The sequence below is a fragment of the Catenuloplanes indicus genome (assembly GCF_030813715.1).
In the GTDB taxonomy this organism is placed as follows: Bacteria; Actinomycetota; Actinomycetes; order Mycobacteriales; family Micromonosporaceae; genus Catenuloplanes; species Catenuloplanes indicus.
In genome coordinates, this window is record NZ_JAUSUZ010000002.1 from 1 (window position 1) to 15,936 (window position 15,936).

15 protein-coding genes are annotated in these 15,936 nt (G+C 70.6%); 14 read left to right on the top strand and 1 reads right to left on the bottom strand.

The window, feature by feature from the left end:
- Positions 1 to 6: 6 nt before the first annotated feature.
- The 10 genes from J2S42_RS42095 to J2S42_RS41405 all read left to right on the top strand — a co-directional run bounded on the left by J2S42_RS42095 (position 7) and on the right by J2S42_RS41405 (position 10,814).
- Entirely contained in the window at positions 7 to 105 is a 99-nt protein-coding gene (locus J2S42_RS42095) for a DUF6221 family protein (protein ID WP_370879473.1), read from the top strand.
- Positions 102 to 326, top strand: a complete 225-nt coding sequence (locus J2S42_RS41365) for a hypothetical protein (RefSeq protein ID WP_307248541.1) — start codon at positions 102 to 104, stop codon at positions 324 to 326. Before J2S42_RS42095 ends, J2S42_RS41365 begins: the two co-directional genes overlap by 4 nt.
- A 116-nt stretch (positions 327 to 442) precedes the next feature.
- Complete coding sequence (gene terL, locus J2S42_RS41370; protein WP_307248544.1) at positions 443 to 1,993, top strand: phage terminase large subunit; 1,551 nt, start codon at positions 443 to 445, stop codon at positions 1,991 to 1,993.
- Positions 1,994 to 2,001: 8 nt separating this feature from the next.
- A complete protein-coding gene (locus tag J2S42_RS41375; protein WP_307248546.1) occupies positions 2,002 to 2,424 on the top strand; it encodes a hypothetical protein in 423 nt (140 codons plus the stop codon).
- Positions 2,425 to 2,500: 76 nt separating this feature from the next.
- Positions 2,501 to 4,654 (top strand): phage portal protein family protein, encoded by a 2,154-nt coding sequence (locus tag J2S42_RS41380; RefSeq protein WP_442320100.1) that lies wholly within the window; start codon positions 2,501 to 2,503, stop codon positions 4,652 to 4,654.
- Between the two features lie 52 nt (positions 4,655 to 4,706).
- Positions 4,707 to 7,811, top strand: a complete 3,105-nt coding sequence (locus J2S42_RS41385; protein ID WP_307248552.1) for a phage protease — start codon at positions 4,707 to 4,709, stop codon at positions 7,809 to 7,811.
- Positions 7,812 to 7,813: 2 nt separating this feature from the next.
- A complete protein-coding gene (locus tag J2S42_RS41390) occupies positions 7,814 to 8,185 on the top strand; it encodes a capsid cement protein (RefSeq protein ID WP_307248554.1) in 372 nt (123 codons plus the stop codon).
- Positions 8,186 to 8,283: 98 nt separating this feature from the next.
- Positions 8,284 to 9,219: a phage major capsid protein gene (locus J2S42_RS41395; RefSeq protein WP_307248556.1), complete on the top strand. Its 936-nt coding sequence runs from the start codon at positions 8,284 to 8,286 to the stop codon at positions 9,217 to 9,219.
- Positions 9,219 to 9,713: a hypothetical protein gene (locus tag J2S42_RS41400; RefSeq protein WP_307248558.1), complete on the top strand. Its 495-nt coding sequence runs from the start codon at positions 9,219 to 9,221 to the stop codon at positions 9,711 to 9,713. Before J2S42_RS41395 ends, J2S42_RS41400 begins: the two co-directional genes overlap by 1 nt.
- 63 nt (positions 9,714 to 9,776) lie before the next feature.
- Positions 9,777 to 10,814: a hypothetical protein gene (locus tag J2S42_RS41405; RefSeq protein WP_307248559.1), complete on the top strand. Its 1,038-nt coding sequence runs from the start codon at positions 9,777 to 9,779 to the stop codon at positions 10,812 to 10,814.
- Here J2S42_RS41405 and J2S42_RS42215 read toward each other — a convergent pair.
- Positions 10,811 to 11,383, bottom strand: coding sequence for an HNH endonuclease (locus tag J2S42_RS42215; protein ID WP_488193139.1), 573 nt, complete (start codon positions 11,381 to 11,383; stop codon positions 10,811 to 10,813). The two genes, J2S42_RS41405 and J2S42_RS42215, sit on opposite strands and share 4 nt — an antisense overlap.
- 134 nt (positions 11,384 to 11,517) lie before the next feature.
- On the opposite strand from J2S42_RS42215, the gene J2S42_RS41410 reads away from it, so the two are divergent.
- Genes J2S42_RS41410 through J2S42_RS41425 form a run of 4 tightly spaced genes read left to right on the top strand, consistent with a single transcriptional unit; the run spans position 11,518 to position 15,930 of the window.
- Positions 11,518 to 11,697, top strand: coding sequence for a hypothetical protein (locus J2S42_RS41410; protein WP_307248561.1), 180 nt, complete (start codon positions 11,518 to 11,520; stop codon positions 11,695 to 11,697).
- A gap of 3 nt (positions 11,698 to 11,700) precedes the next feature.
- Entirely contained in the window at positions 11,701 to 12,087 is a 387-nt protein-coding gene (locus J2S42_RS41415; RefSeq protein ID WP_307248563.1) for a phage tail fiber protein, read from the top strand.
- Positions 12,088 to 12,112: 25 nt separating this feature from the next.
- Complete coding sequence (locus J2S42_RS41420) at positions 12,113 to 15,205, top strand: hypothetical protein (protein ID WP_307249366.1); 3,093 nt, start codon at positions 12,113 to 12,115, stop codon at positions 15,203 to 15,205.
- Positions 15,202 to 15,930, top strand: coding sequence for a hypothetical protein (locus tag J2S42_RS41425; RefSeq protein ID WP_307249368.1), 729 nt, complete (start codon positions 15,202 to 15,204; stop codon positions 15,928 to 15,930). Before J2S42_RS41420 ends, J2S42_RS41425 begins: the two co-directional genes overlap by 4 nt.
- The last annotated feature ends 6 nt before the right edge of the window (positions 15,931 to 15,936 follow it).

The following is a 15,936-nucleotide window of genomic DNA, read 5'->3' on the forward strand; positions in this document are numbered from 1 at the left end:
CTGCACGTGGCCGCAACCGGCCGTGTCGACCCGTACGCCGCGCAGCTGCTCGCACTCCCGTACGCAGATCGTGACGGATACCGGGACGAGTGGCGGCCCGCGTGACCGCACAGTGGCTCGTTACCCTCGACCTGGCCGCGACGTACCTGGCCCAGTCGTTCGGGCAGGACGTCACCGAGGAGCGCATCCGCCAGTGGATCAGCCGCAGCAAGACGCCCGCGAACCCGGAGGGCGTCCCACGGCGAGGCTCCGAAGGCCGGCGCGCGCTCTACGACCTCCGAGACCTCATCACGCTCGCGGAGACACGACTTACCGGTACGGGATAACACAGCTTGACACCAGCCAGGACCAGGTGTCACAGTTCATTTCGATGTTGGCGGTTCATGCCCAAAGCGGCGTGGCCGCCATTTCTCGTATCTGACCCAGCACGGCGAGGTGAGCCGTGACCGCCGGGCTCCTCGACATGCGCGCCGCCTGGGCCGAAGCCCGCCAGCGCATGGTGCCCCGGCAGCGGCGGTGGGCGTCACCGCTCGACATGGCCGTCAGTCTCGACCCGGCCCGCATCAGCGACACCGGCGAACGCGTCGGCACGGTCCGGACGCCGGCACTGAACGTCGTCAACGACGCCCTGGTCCGGCTCGCAAACAAGCCCGGCCAAGGGCGGCTCGCAGTATTCCTCTCGCCGCAGGAGGGTAAGTCCACGACCTGCTCGTACTGGAACCCGCTGTGGTTGCTCGTCAACAACCCTGACCTGCGCATCATCGCCGTCTCGTACAACGCGGAAAAGTCCCGCGAGTGGGGCGCCGAGGTCAAGAACGCCATCGAGAACTTCAGCGGCGATGACGGCATGGAAGACCTCGGGCTGCGGCTGCGCACCGACACGCGCGCCGCCGGCCGGTGGAAGGTCGAGGGGCACCGCGGCGGGCTCTACTGTGCGGGGATCGAGTCCGGCATTACGGGCCGGCCGGGCGACTACATCATTGTCGACGACCCCACGAAAAATCTTCAGGAAGCGCAGTCGGCAACGAAACGCGGCAAGGTCACCTCGACCTACCGAGGCGCGATCATCCCCCGCATGGGCCCCACCACCAAACTGGTGTGGATCCAAACCCTCTGGCATGAGTCCGAGACCATCCAGGAGATCCTCGCCAACGAAGGCGACTCGTGGGAGATCGTCCGCATCCCCGCGCTCTGCGACTCCGAGGACGACCCGCTCGGCCGGGCCATCGGCGAACCCATGGAGTCCGCCCGCGGCAAGCGCGACTGGGCCAAGGTTCGTCGCGACGTAGGCGAGTACGTCTTCTCCGCGCTCTACCAGCAGCGGCCGTCGCCAGCCGAGGGCGGTCTGTTCAAGCGCATCCACTGGCGCTGGTTCACTCTCTACGGCGACCGCGTGCACCTTGGCGGCCGCGAATTCGATCTTCGGGATTCGTGGATTTTCATCACCGCCGATCTTGCCGCGTCGACCAAGACCAGCGCCGACTACACCGTCTTCGCCGCCTGGGCCCGCACCATCTCCGGCGACCTCATCCTCCTCGACCTCCTCCGGGCGAAGATCGGCGAACACGACCACTTCGCCCACGTCCACGCCATGTGCCAGCGGTGGAACGTCGACACCGTCTTCGTCGAGGCCAGCCAGTTCGGCACCACGCTCGTCCGCGAAGCCACCCAGCAGCAGATCCCGATCACCCCGCTCAAAGCAGAGCAGGACAAGTTCTCGCGGGCACTGCCAGCGAGCGCCTGGTCCAGTGGCGGACGCATCTGGCTCCGATCGGGAGCGGCATGGGCCGACGCCTTTGTAACTGAGACCGCGGCGTTCCCCAACGGGAAGAACGACGACCAGGTGGACTGCCTCGCCTACGCCGTCCGCGTCGCCGTCACCCAGGCCGCACCGATGCCGTCGAGCCGAACCATGCACCGCACGCCCGAACGCGTCGAGTTCCCCGAGCTCGGCGGTGGCGCACCGCTCGACCTGGCGACCGTACCGCTGTAGGAGGCCCCGTGCGCGCCTGGCTCCGCGACCTGCTCGGCACCGCCGAGATCCTCTCCGCTATCCAGCAGCACCGCCAACGACAGGAGATCACCATGGCATCGGTCATCGACGCACTCAGGGCGCTCGCCGAGCAGACCAACGACGTGTCCGCCGCGCAGGCCACCTCGTTCACCAACCTGCAGAACGCGGTCGCCCGCCTGGAGCAGGCCGTCCGCGACGGCGAGGTCAGCCCGGAGATCCAGGCCGCCGTCGACGAGCTGTCCGCGAGCCTGACCCGTCTCGGCGACGACGCCCGCCGCGCCGACGACGGCTTCGAGCCGCAGCCCGAGACGCCGGCCGACCCGGAGCAGCCGGCCGAGCCGCTCCCGGCCGACGGCGAGACCCCGGCCGACGTGACCGAGCCGACCGTTCCGCAGCGCACCCAGCGCTGACCCGCGAGCCGGGCGCGACTCGACGCAGCCACGGGCTCGGGCCGCGCCCGCAACACCTGACCGATGAGGGGGACGGATGAGCGCCCCCACCCGGCTCCGCGGGCACGTCTCCGACGCGCTCAGCGGGTACGCCGACATCCTCGACGACATCACGACCGAGTACATCCCTGACCTGACCTGGCCGCTCAGCGTCCAGACGTACGCGCAGATGCGCCACGAGAGCCGTCTGTCGTCCGTCCTCGACGGCTGGACGCTTCAGCTCCGGCGCGCGCAGTGGCAGGTCGACGGCCGCGGCTGCCGACCCGAAGTCGTCAAGCTCGTCGCGGACGGTCTGGGCCTACTCGTCGCCGGACAAGACCCCGCCGGCGCCGCTCGGCTGCAGGGTGTGTCGTGGAACGACTATCTGCGGACCTCGCTGCGAACCTCGGCGGCGTTCGGTCACGTCGGGCACGAGCTTCAGGCGGAGGTAGTCGACGGGACCGCCCACCTGGTCGCTCTCGCAGATCGGATGCCTTGGACCATCTCCCGGATCCACGTCGATCCGAAGCGCGGGACGCTGCTCGGCGTCACCCAGGACGGCGTTCACCGCGATGACCGGCCGCAGATCCCCGCCTCCCAGCTCGCCTGGCATGCGCGCGAGCGGGAGGGCATCGCCTGGCAAGGCCGTTCGCTGCTGCGGGCGAGCTACCCGGCGTGGCTGCTCAAGCGCGAGATGCTGCGCACGAACTCGATCGCTCACCGCCGCTGGGCCGCTGGCATCCCGGTCGCGCAGGCCCGGCCCGGCTCGAACCCGAGCCCCGGTCAGATGGCCGAGGCGCAGCGTATGGCGTCCGCCGCGCGTGCCGGTGACGTGGCCGGCGTGGCGATGCCGCAGGACTTTGAGCTGGTCATTCAGGGGATCGCTGGTCAACTGCCTGACACGCTCGGCTTCATCCGGTTTCTGAACCAGGAGATTGCCGGCGCGGCCCTGATGCCGCATCTCGACCTAGGCACCAGCCAGTCCGGGTCGCGCGCGCTCGGAGAGTCGTTTATCGATAGCTGGACGCTCGCGCTGGAGGCTTGGGCGACGGAAACCGCGGACGTGGCGACTCGCCAGATCGCGGCTCGGATCGTCGAGTGGAATTTCGGGTCAGACGAGCCGGTGCCTTCCGTCGTGGTGTCCGGGATCGGCTCCCGCCGCGAGGTCACCTCCGAGTCCCTTAACTCGCTGCTGTCGTCCGGCGCACTCTCGGCCGACCCGGCGCTCGAGGCGTGGATCCGCCGCGAATGGCGGCTCCCTGAGCGGGACCCGGACGCGCCGAAGCCGCTGAACGCGACCGGCGTGGACCTGGCCAAGCCAGACTCGACGGCAGACGGCGAGCAGGGTGACGACTGGGGGCTGCTCGACGACGAGGCCGCCGTGCCGGTTAAGGCTGCACAGCGGTCCCGCCGCCGCAGCAACCCCGACCAGATGAGCCTGTTCGGTGACGGCCACCCGGTGCAGGCCGCGGCCCGTCCGGAGACGCCTGAGCAGATCCAGGCCCAGTGGGAGGCGGCACGCGCTGAGCTGCTGGCCGCCTGGCCGAAGACCGCGGCACCGCTCGTGACGGAACTTGCCGCGCAGGCCGAGACGGCGGTCGCCGACGGTGACCTGCCCCGACTCGGGCAGCTCGCCGCGTCCGCCGGTGTCATCGCAGCTCAGGCCGCGATGCTCGGCAAGGGCGGCACGAAGCTCGCCCGGCAGGCCGCGGCCGGTGTGGTGGCTGAGGCCGCCGCGCATGACGTGATCGTGAGAGCTGGCGACGCGGGTGCGGCGAAGGTAAACGCGACAGCTGAGGCGGTCGCGCACATCATCGCCGCCGGGTATGCGTCCGGTGCTGGCCGGATCGCGCTGCAGCACGCGGGCGCCGACCCGGAGTCGGTCCGGGATGCCGTCGAGCGGCACCTGGATGCGCTGTCGACGGCGCAGCGCGGCATGGTCGCCGACCAGCTCGGTGCCCTGCTGTCCGCAGCCCAGCATGCTGGCCGCCTGTCGGTGCTCGAGCGAGCCCCGAAGGGGACGACGTTCCGGGCGTCGGAGTGGGCGGACGAGAAGCGCTGCGACGCCTGCGACGCCGTCCACGGCAAGACGTATCGGACGCTACGGGCCGCACTCATCGACTACCCGGCGAGCGGCTACCGCAACTGCGAGGGCGGGCCCGGACGCTGCCGCGGGCACATCGCCGCGGACTGGACCGCCAAGGCGCGTTGAGCACTCACACGCCTGATCTGCGCACCATCTGACCTGACGATCGGGGTGATCCATGACCGCCCCGACTGTCGACCTCGCGCGCCGTGAGGGCGTCGAACTCGTCCGGACCGGCCGGTGGGAAACCATGACCGGCTCGTGGACGCCGACCGCCGAGGACATCGCCGCGGCCGTTGACGCCCAGTCGTGCCCGGCGATCCGCAAGCCGGTCGTGAAACTGGGCCACACCGATGCCCGGTTCGCGGTCGGGGACGGCGAACCGGCGCTCGGCTGGTTCGAGAACCTCCGTGCGACCGACGGCGGCAGCACGCTCGTCGGCGACCAGGTGACGCTGCCGTGGCTGCACTCCGTCCAGGCCGCCGCGTACCCGTCGAGGTCGATCGAGGGCAACTACAACCACCGTTGCGGAGCCGGCCACGTCCACAAGTTCGTGCTGACCGCGGTCGCACTGCTCGGGGTGACGCCGCCGGCAGTGAAGACGATCCGGAACCTGAATGACCTGCCCGGGATGCTCGGCGTGGCCGCGTCCGATCCGGACGTGCCGGAGGGCGCCGAGCGCGTGCAGGTGACCATCATGGCCCGCCGGCGTGCCGAGGACTTCGACGAGGGCAGCACCAAGCGCGACGCTGGCGGCCGGTTCTCCCGCGTCGACACGAACGACGGACCGGAAGGTCGCGGGGCCTCATCCGGGGGCAGTCGGACTGCTGGCGGGTCCGGCAGCAGCGGCTCGTCCAGCGGCAGCGCGGGCGGAAGCTCGCCGAAGCCCGCCGCACCGCTGAAGGACTCACTGAAGATCGGCGACCGGATCCAGCTCCGCGACGGCGAGACCCTCGCCGGTGGTGCGCAGGTTGACGGCACTGAAGGTGTCGTGAAGGTCGCCGTGGTCGACAGTCCGACCGGCCGGCGCCTCCACATCGGCCTCAACCCGCCCGAGGTCGACGACGGCGACGATGACCTCGACAGCGATGCGGCTGAGAGTGACGACGACAGCGACGACGACGAGGTCTCCGAGCCCTGGTCCGGGAATCAGGACGAGTGGACCACCGTGCTCGACGAGACGGGAATCGGCGCGCTCCACGCGGCGCTGCCGCAGATGCTCGACATGGGCCGTCAGGGCGCCGAGCACCAGAAGTCGTTGGAGAAGCGCGGCTCTGACCTGGAGAAACGCGAACGGGCCTTGATCAACTCCCAGTATCCGGGTCTGAACGCGGCAGGTAAGAAAGAGCTCCAGAAGATCGACGTTCGGTCTGCTGACGTGTCGTCGCGCCTGAACCAGGAGCAGGAGCGTGCCCAGCGCCGCATCGAAGAGCTGCGGCCCGAGGACCGTCAGCGGGTCGCGCGGGCAGAACCCGGCGAGGCACGAGGGGCATACCGCGAGGCGTACCTGGCCGCACATCCGGGTGAGGAGAAGACCGCCACCACCTACTCGTTCCTGTACGCGCAAGGCCTGGAAAAGCAGGGGGCGCTGTCGGCGGAACGGCAGGCGCTCGAAGCCCGCCGCAGCGAACTGACGGGTGACCCGCAGCCGCTCACCCCCGAGGCGCAGGCCGAGCTCGCCGAAGTCCGGGATGCGATCCGCCGCAACGACGGCGAGATCGGCGACTTCCTCGACGAGAGCTACCTGACCGACGGGGTCGTGTCCGGTGAGTGGGGTGACCTGGTCTACCAGGCGGTCATGACGGACAGCGGGCCGCGGTATTCGCTGTCACTGCGTCCGCCCGGTGCGCCTGCCGACTGGGAGCCGGACGACGGAAGCGCCGCCGTCGACTTCAACAACACCGCCTTGAAGAAGCTCGGGGCACTGCTGGACAAGGTGGTCGGCTCGTCGAGTGTGCAGGCCGCCGCCGAGGTCCACACCGGCGCGATGGTCGCGCTCATCCCGACGCCTGAGGACGCGGCGCGGCTCGCGGTCGGCGGCGGCGAACCGGCCGAGCAACTGCATGTCACGCTGGCGTATCTCGGTGAGGCCGCGGACCTGGGGGTGGCCGGCCAGCAGGACGTCATCGACGCGGTGTCAGCGGCGGCGAACGGCCTGCCGGTCATCGAGGCCGAGGCGTTCGCTCCCGCCCTGTTCAACCCGGGCGACGCCAGCGACCGTGATCCGTGCGCGGTGTTGCTGCTGTCGGGGGAGTGGCTGGACATCGTCCACTCGCTCGTCGCCGGCGCGCTCTACGACGCGCCGATGCCGGACCAGCACCGGCCGTGGATCCCGCACCTGACCGCCCGGTACGCCGACGGCGTGGACGCGCTCGCCGCGCTGGCCGAGCGCGTCGGCCCGGTCCGGTTCGACCGGCTCCGGATCGCGTTCGCCGGCCAGACGCTCGACATTCCGCTCATCGGTAGCGCCGGCCCGGACGAGCCGCTCGACGAGGCCGAGGCGGTCGCCGCCGCGGCCGGGAGTGGGAAATCGCTGAAGTCGTGGTGGCTGCACGGGCCCGGGCTGAAGAAGTGGAAGTCCTGGACGGATCTCTACAAGCACCTACGGACCAAGGTCGATCCGGCGTTCGCGAAGCGGATCGCGTCGGAGTGGTTCCACGAGCGCTACGGCTACTGGCCTGGCGACAAACGCAACCGCAAGGTCGCCGCAGCGGCCGAGCCCACGATTCTGCCGGCCGCCGAGCCGGACCCATCCACACCCGAGGAGGACATGGTGTCCACCCTGCACGCAGACCTGCGCGCGCGGCTCGGCCTGGCCGACGACGCCGACGAGCAGGCGATGCTCACGGCGCTCGACGCGCTCAAGTCGAAGGCCGACTCGCCGCAGCCGACGCCTGAGATGGTCGCCGCGTCGGCCGCCGCAACCGACAAGGCGGAGAAGGCTGAGGCCGCGAACCAGGTCATGAAGGAGGAGCTCGCGAAGGTCCGCGACGAGCTCAACACCATCAAGGCCTCCGCGGCGCAGACCGTCAAGGCCAGCTTCTTCGACGGGCTGCTCGCAACCGGCCGGCTCAAGCCCGCCGACCGGGCCACATGGGAGGACCGCTACGACCGCGACTCGGAGATGGTCACCGACATCCTCGGCGGTCGTGGTGAGGGCTCCGAGGTGCCGGTCATGGCATCCGGCCACACCGGTCCGGCCGAGCCGGACGCAGACACCCTCGACAGCGAGTACGAGCAGCTCGTGTCCGCTGTCGACGCACCGACCCGGAAGGCGGCCTGAGCATGGGCGCGTACGAGCCGAAGTTCCTCTACCGCGACGTCATCACCGCAACCGCGTCGTCGACGATCACCGTCACGAACGGCGTCGGTGTGGTCCTCGCCGTGTCCGGCAGTGGCACCGTCGCGCCGGCCGGCGCGGACTCGAACGCCGTCGTCGGCACCGCCGCTCACGACGTCGTGAGCGGCGAGCGATTCGCCTACCACCCGCGCGGCAAGGTCCACATCTCGACCGCGGCCGGCGCCATCACCGCGGGCGACCGCATCAACGCCGCCGCTGCCGGCGCGGTGAAGACCGCCACGGCCGGCGTCGGGAACTTCGGCATCGCTCTCACCACGGCCGCCGACACGGCGCTCGTGGAGTGGATGGAGATCTGACCTCCCGCCCGCACTGACCTCTCGTCTTCCAAGCCCGGCACGTCATTCGTGCCGGGCTTTCGTGTGCCCGGCCTCCGGGCGATCCGAAAGGAGCCCCGATGCCGGGCGCTTACCCTCCGGCAGCGGCAACGCTGTCCGGCACCCTCCTGACCATCGACCGCCTGCTGCGGAACCCGACGTTCCTGGCCCGGCGCCTGCGCGGCATCCCGGATCTGCGGTTCGTCGCCGACCAGATCCTCACCCGGAAGATCAAGGCCAACGGCGGTGCCGCGATGGCCGAGACGGGCGAGCCGATCGTGAACTCCCGGCCGATCGAGTCGATCGCGCCCGGCGGCGAGTACCCGCGGGACAGCCCGGCGGACGGCACCGCGATGCTGGTCAAGGTCAGTAAGTGGGGTGAGGCGACCCCGCTGACCGACGAGAAGATCAAGCGGTCCGTGTACGGCGGTGACGAGGTCGACCGGTCGCTGCGCAAGGCCGCGAACACGATCATCACGAAGGTAGACCGGCTCGCCACGTCCGCGATGGGTTCGCTGGTCACCGCGACGAGTGCCGCCGCCGCGACGTGGGACAACGCGTCGGCGCTGCTGTTCCGGGACGTGGAGAAGGCCGCGGCGAAGGTCGTCGACCTCAACCAGGGTTTCCGGCCGAACACGCTGCTGATGTCGACGACGAAGTACGCGATGCTCGTCACCGACCCGGCGATCGCCGCGCTGCGCCGCCGCGAGGCGACCGACAACCCCATCTACGGCGGGGACATCGAGTACATCGGCAAGTACCGGATCATCTCGACGTCGGTCGGGAACCTGCCCCGGGACTCGGTGTGGGTGTTCGACGACAACGAGCTCGGCGGCATGGCCGACGAGACCGAGGTCGACCCGGGCTACGCGACGATGGACAACGGCCTCCAGTTCAAGGTCATCCGCGTGGACTCGCGGGACGCCTGGGACATCCAGGCCCGCCGGATCACCGCCCCGATGGTCACCGAGCCGGGCGCGGCCATCGAGATCACCGGCACGGGGAGCCTGGGCTGATGAGCGACGCCCGATTCCAGGTCATCGCCGAGTGCGCGTACGCGAAGATCGCCGACGCGGCCGGTGTCTCGTGGCGGCTGTTCGAGAAGGGTGCGCTGATCCCGGCGAACACCCCGAACCTCGACCACCTGCTCCGCAACCACTACGTCGCGAAGGTCGGCGAGAAAGCGACCGGCGGCCTCAACGCCGACGGTTTCCCGTCCGGGGCGGAGGACGTCGAGGTGCCCGAGGGGATCACGACGACACCCTCCGGCGGTCAGTCGGTCGGCGCGAACCCGAACGGCCCGGCCAGCGACGCCGAGAAGGCGGCGGCGGAGGTCGCCGAGCGCCGCGCTGCCGCGCGGGCGAAGCTCCCGGCCGACGGCGCCGCTCCGGACGGCCGCGCCGGCAAGGACGTCCACGTCGAGTACCTCGTCGGCAAGGGCTACGACTACGACGAGCTGGTCAAGCAGGACAAGGCCGACCTCGTCGAGATGGGCAAGCAGCAGTCCTGACCGGGGGAAGAAGTGCTGGGCCGTAGCGGGGCGGCCCAGCACCTACCTCACCGGGGGTGAGCCATGCCCCGATACGTTGTCGTTGCCGCCTGCGTTGGTTTGCATCGCTGGACTGGTGGCGGACCACAGCTGTTTTTCGCCTACGCGGGCGATCCGGTGCCGGCCGAGGCGGTGTCAGCGGATGTGGCCAGGCTGGCTGGCCTGGGAATGATCGCCGAGGTCGGCGACGTTCCCGCCGACCCGACACCGCCAGCCGGCGGCATGTCGGCTGAGCTGGCGGCGGTCAAGGCCACCGCCGACTCGGCGTCGTCGTTGGCGACGGCCGCGCAGTCCGAGGTCGCCGGTTTGCAGGTGACGGCGACGTCGTACCAGCAGGCGCTGGCCGCGTCGCTCGCCGACCGGCAGGCGCTGTGGCGGAACGCTGGCCTGCTCGCGGAGGGCCTCGATGCGCTCCGGGCCGAGGTCGCCGCGATCCAGCTCCAGCCGGGGCTGCCGCCGACACCGGAGCAGGTCGACAGCGCGGTTGCCTCGTGGCTGGCCGCGCATCCGCCCGCCGCCGGCCGGAATGCCGAACTGCGCCGGGGAGTATCGGGTATTGAGGGGCGGACCGCGGGGGACGCCTGGACGGTGCTCGCGTCGTGGTCGGAGCTGACCGGCCCGACCCCGACGCCGGATGCGATCGCCACGGCGGTCGCGAATTGGATGTCCGCGCACCAGGCCGTCGAACTCCGGTCGAACGGCACCGCGATTCAGTGGCGGCCCTACGGCGGCACCTGGACCGACCTCGTGCAACTCGCGGCCATCACTGGCCCGGCCGCTACGGCGAGGCTGGCCGCCCCCGAGGAGCCGGCCATGCTGCCGGCGCTCCAGGTCGGCGCGAACGAGGTCTCTCTGAGCTGGAAGACCGCGATGCCGACCGCCAGCTACCAGGTGTTCCCGTCGCTGTCCGGCAGCACCGCGATCCTCGGGAAGCTCGACGTTGTCGTGAAGCCCGGCTCGCAGACGACGACCGGCTGCAAGGTCACCGTCGTGAACACGAGCGTCCTCCCGATCGCCGTCGGCGCAGGCACCGTCAGCGCGCTCGCGTTCTCCCCGAACTAGGCGGCAACGTTCGCCGGACTCACCCTTCGGGCCTTCTTTGCCTTGCAAGCTATGCAGTATCGACGTCCGCCTACCCATAAGGCGTTTTCCTCGGTGTATTCGTGTCCGCTGCGGCAGTGAGTTTGCCGACGCGATCTACCGGCTGCCGTATGCGGGCTCCTTAATTGATTCTCGTGAGGCGTCACTGCCTCAATGTGGTCCGGGTTTACACATGCGCGATGTTTGCACTCTCGGCCTGGGCACGTTGGATCCGTGTTGTGGCAGACGTGATCCAGATGCATCCCTTCCGGAATTGAACCCTTCGCCTGCTCGTAGTAGAAGCGGTGGGCGTTGTTCCCGAAAAGCTGCCCGTATCCATGCGTGTTTAGTGGGCCGGGCCAAGTCCAGCACGCACTGGGGTCGGAGGTGTCCAGCAGGGACATCCAGACCTCGGCGGGCTGGTGGTCTAACTGGTGTCTGCCGAGTCGTCTCGCCCGATGGAGCCGGTTGTAGCAATTCCGGCATATGCCGCGCGCATGGATCGGCTTTTCGTCCCCGCATTCGCCGCAGGTAATCAGTCTTGCAGGCATTTGGAAATTGTATCAATGGAGGCTGGCTGAAGATGGCTACTAACCCTGTGCGGACCTGCCCCATTTGCATGACAAGCGATGATCACCCAAGGCATGTAATTGACCTTGGTGGCGACACGCAAGCCGCTTTTCATATGGATTGTTGCGCCATCGCCCGCAACTGCGAGGTGTGCCTCGCGCAGCTCGACGGGGTCGGTGGCGTCGAGGGCAACCCGCGCGGCGACGCGCTCCGCGAGCACCTGCTGACCACCGGGACTGGCCCGGACCAGGCGGGCTGGACCGCGCCGGCCGACATTGCATCCGTGGAGGGCTGACCTGTGCCGAATAATCTCGTTCTAACCGAAGCGAACCGGTACATCGACGCCGGGTTCGCCACCGCCGCGTATGTGGCGCCGACCTCCCCGATCCGTGTCGCCCTGCTGACCGCGAACGGCACGAACACCGCCGCGGGCACCGAGGTGACGGGTGGCTCGTACGCCCGGCAGACGATCACGATGGGGGCGGCGGCGTCCGGGTCGGCGTCGAACTCGAACACGATCAACTTCACGGGTCTTCCGGCGGCGACGGTCACGGGCATCGACATCTACGACAGCAACGGCACCCCGCGCCGGATCTGGACCGGCCCGCTCACCGCCTCGAAGACCGTGGGGGCAGGGGACACGCTGAGCTTCTCGGCGTCCTCGATCGTCGCGTCGCTCGCGTAGCTGATCTTCCGGTAGGGGGTCGGCGATGGCCACCAGGTTGTATCTGGGAAATGCTGCCGCCAGCTACACCCCGACGACGAAGCGTGGCGCCTGGGACAACTCCGCGGCGACGCTTGCCCGCCGCCTCAGCCCTGTCCCCGAGGGCGCGGCGGCGACCGCGGCGATCGCGGAGACGTCGGCGACGAACGCGTTCGACGTGCTGTGGGGCCGGTGGATCTCGGATCCGGCGATTACGGCCGGGACGCTGTCCGGGACCGTGCAGTGGATCGCGGGCGTCCTCGAGAGCAACACTGCGGCGAACGACTTCTTCCATGTCCACATCTTCGTCACGGCCGGTGATACGGACACGGTCCGCGGCACGCTGCTGACGAACAACATCGGCGCGACCGAGTTCACCACCACGGCGACCGGCCGCGGCGAGGGCGCGAAGACGGTCACGAACGTCGCCGTTCAGGTCGGGGACCGGATCGTCGTCGAGATCGGCTACGTCGCCAACAACACCGTCACGACCAGCTACACCGGCACCCTGCACTACGGCAACACCGGCACCGCCGACCTCGCTCAGGGCGGCACAACGGTTACCACGTCGCCCGGCTGGGTCGAGTTCTCCGGCGCTGACGGGCTGTTCTACCCCCGCACGCAGTCGCTCACCGACGCGTTCTCCGGGCTGATCTATGCGAACCCGCCGTGGGACGGGCCGTACGGCGGCGCCGACCTACTCGCCGGCCAGGCCCGCGTCCCGGTCGCCCACACCGCGGGCACCCCGGCGTACGCGGGTGTCTACTCCACGCCGGCCAACCAGGCGCAGCGCTGGCATTTCGCGGATTCCAGCATCTACTGCGAAGTCCCGGTCGTCCCGGCCGCAGGCGGCAGCACCGGCACCGTCTACGCCCAGCTCGCCGTCACCGCCACCATGTACACGCTCGGCAGCTACGCGGGCGTGTTCTACGACGCGGTCAGTAACGTCATCGTCTTCCAGAACTGTGTCGACTACTCCGACCCGACTGCCGCGTTCATCCCCTACGACCCGGTCGCGCACCGCTGGTGGCGGCTGCGGCACGCCGCGAACGTCCTGTACTGGGACACGTCACCGGACGGCACAACCTGGACCAACCAGCGCAGCCTAAGCCCGGCGCCGTCGTGGACGAACTACAACGGCCTCGGCATCCTCCTCGAAGGCGCCCGCGACTCCGGCACCAACGACTACGTCCACTTCGACAACGTCAACACCCCGGCGGCGGCCTCGCACGCCGGGTCCGCAACCCTGTCGGCCGCCTCCGGCCTGACCGCGGGCGGTGCCACCACCGCGGCCGGCACCGTTGCGCTGAGCGCGACGTCCGGGCTGACGGCGGCGGCAGACCGGGCCGTGCCCGCCACGGCCGGCCTGTCTGCGGCGTCCGGCCTCACGGTGTCGGCAACCCGCGGCACCACCGGCGCTGTATCGCTGTCCGCCGCGAGCGGGCTGACCGCGGGCGCCGTACGGCAGGTGCCGGCCGGCACAGCACTGTCGGCATCGTCCGGGCTCACCGCGGGCGGCGCGGCAACGGCGGCCGGTGCGGCCGCGCTGTCGGCGGCATCGTCACTGGCGGTGGCAGCAGTCCGGGTCACGCCAGGTGTCGCAGCACTGTCCGCAGCGTCAGGTCTTACCGCCGGGGCGACCGCAGCATCCGGCGGCACGGTCATGCTCGGCGCCGCATCGTCCCTCACCTCGGCCGCAGTACGCGCCCAAGCCGGTGCGGCGACTCTGTCCGCCGCCAGCGGCCTGTCCGCGGTGGCGGCAGCCGGTGCGGGCGCGGCGACCACCCTTTCGGCCACCTCGAACCTCACCGCCGCCGCTCTGCGCACCGCAGCCGGGGCCTCGACGCTCTCTGCCGCGTCCAGTCTCGCCGCAGGCGGGCAGCGGACGGCGGTCGCCGCCGTACTGCTCTCCAGCGGATCGTCGCTGACAGCGGCAGGCGACACGACAGCGATCGTCGGCGCCCTACTCTCCGCCGCCTCACACCTGACCGCAGCAGGAACCCGGGTAGCGTCCGGTGCCGTCACGCTGTCCGCGATGTCGGCTCTCACGGCCGGCGGCATGAGTACGGCATCGGCGGCAGCAGCACTGTCCGCGGCATCGACACTCGCCGCGTCTGCTACTCGCGTCACCGCCGCCGGTGCCATGCTCTCCGCCTCGTCAACGCTCACGGTGTCGGGCAGCAGCGGCGCGGACGTTGGCGCCATCCTGTCGGCTGCGAGCAGCCTCACCACCGCAGGTGTCGGTACTACGGTCGGCGCGGCCACGCTCTCCGCCACCTCGGCGCTGTCCGCTGCGGGCGTGCGCGGCACATCGGCCGCTGCGGCACTGGCCGCAGCCAGCAGCCTCGCCGCCGCCGGTATCCCGGCGCGCGCCGCAGCCGCACTCCTATCCGCGGCCAGCACGTTCTCCGCCAGCGGAATCAGCATCCGGCCCGGCGCGGCCCAGCTCTCGGCGGCATCAGCCCTGACCGCGGACACCGCCGGGTCCAGTTCGGCCACCGCGATCCTGTCTGCCACCTCCGTGCTGTCCGCGGCGGCCGGCCGAGCTGCGATCGCCGCAGCGACGCTCTCCGCCAGCAGCGGCCTGGTAGTCGCCGCCGTGGCCACCGGGCAGGGTGCAGTCGTGCTTGCGGCAGCCGCCGGGCTCACCGCCGAAACCGTTCCCGCCCGGTTCGCGAACGTCATGCTCGGCGCGGCCAGCAGCCTCGCCGCGGACGGGACGCGCGGGGCGAACGGCCTGGCCGTCATGTCCGCAGCGACCACGCTCTCTGCAGACGGGCACACCTCCGCCGGCAGCACGGTGCTCCTCACCGCGGCCAGCGCACTCGAAGCGACCGCCGGCCGGGGCCTCGTAGGCGCGATCACCCTCACCGCCGGCTCTCACCTCGGCGCGGGCGGCACCCTCGTCGGCGGGGCGGCAGCCCAGCTCTCCGCCGCGACCCTGCTTTTGGTGACCGCCGTTCCGGACGTGTTCCAGCCCGGCCGGCTCGTCGCCGTCCTCATCCGGCCCGGCCTGACCGCATCTACCGCCCGCGCCCGGCTCGTGGCGGACACCGGCCGGCGGCGCCTGCACGCCTACACCTCCGAGGGGGCCCCGTGACCGACATCGTGGTCGGCGACACCGACGTACCGCGCCTGACCGTGTCGCCGTTCGACGGCGGTACGGCGGCGGCGCTGACCGTGACCCGGCCGGACGGCACCACGCTCGCCGTGCCGGTCGCGGTGGAGCTGGCCGGCACCGATGGCCAGTTGTGGCAGGCAGAGCCGGTCACGTACGACGCGCCTGGTGGCTGGGTGCTGACGTGGACGGTGACCGGCACCGGGCAGGGTGTCGAAGCCCAGCAGGTGTACGTGCTCGCCTCGCCGACCGCGGGTGGGGCGGTCTGGCTGCCGGGCCGGTCCCGGGTCGCGAACTACATCCCGGGCCGGACGCTCAACGTCGACCCGGCCGTGCACTCGGCGGCGGGGGAGACGTACGACCCTGGCTGGGGCCCGAACACGCGCCCGACGGGTCAGCAGGTGGATCGGCTGATCCTCGACCAGGCGTCGCTGGTGTCGGTGCGGGTGCCGAGGCTGACCGAGACGCATCACGAGGCGGCGTCCACGGTCGTGGCGATGCTGGTCGCCGCCGCGATCGAGCGCGGGCAGCCGGACACCGACCCGACTTCGCTGCAGCGCGCCTTGGACCTGGAACGGCAGGCGCTGGCCCGTCTGGACGAGCTGGTCCGCGGCGTGGACGAGGAGACCGGGGAGACCGCGGCCGGGCCGGTCATGCCGGTGTGGTCCATGCCGGCACCGGTCCCGTGGGGCGACTCCTACTTCTGATCTTGG